At 49.8% G+C, this 269-nt stretch carries 1 protein-coding gene; it reads right to left on the bottom strand.

The features are described from left to right. The coding region (locus HK25_RS12220; protein WP_143296016.1) for a tyrosine-type recombinase/integrase at positions 1 to 269 on the bottom strand (269 nt) is incomplete at both ends.

Genomic DNA, 269 nt, shown 5'->3' with positions numbered 1-269 from the left:
CTCGAATTTATCCATCGCTTCCTGTGCCATTTTTTTCTGTTCAGCAGAGCGTGTGTATCTCATCACCTCAGCTAGTGTTTTGTGGCCAAGAATTGCTGCAATCTGATGAGGTGTGCATCCTGCCTCAGCTAACCTTCTCCCCGCTGCCTTGCGTAGGCCATGAGGTGAACACTGCACGGGCAATTCAGCAGATGCGCACCAGTCCTTAGGCTCAGGACTCATTCTTTGAGATAGAAGATGAAGCTTGCAGCGATATGGATTGCGGACAT

The organism is Acetobacter sp. DsW_059, assembly GCF_002153695.1.
Taxonomy (GTDB): Bacteria; Pseudomonadota; Alphaproteobacteria; order Acetobacterales; family Acetobacteraceae; genus Acetobacter; species Acetobacter thailandicus.
This window is presented reverse-complemented; position numbering and strand designations above follow the sequence as displayed.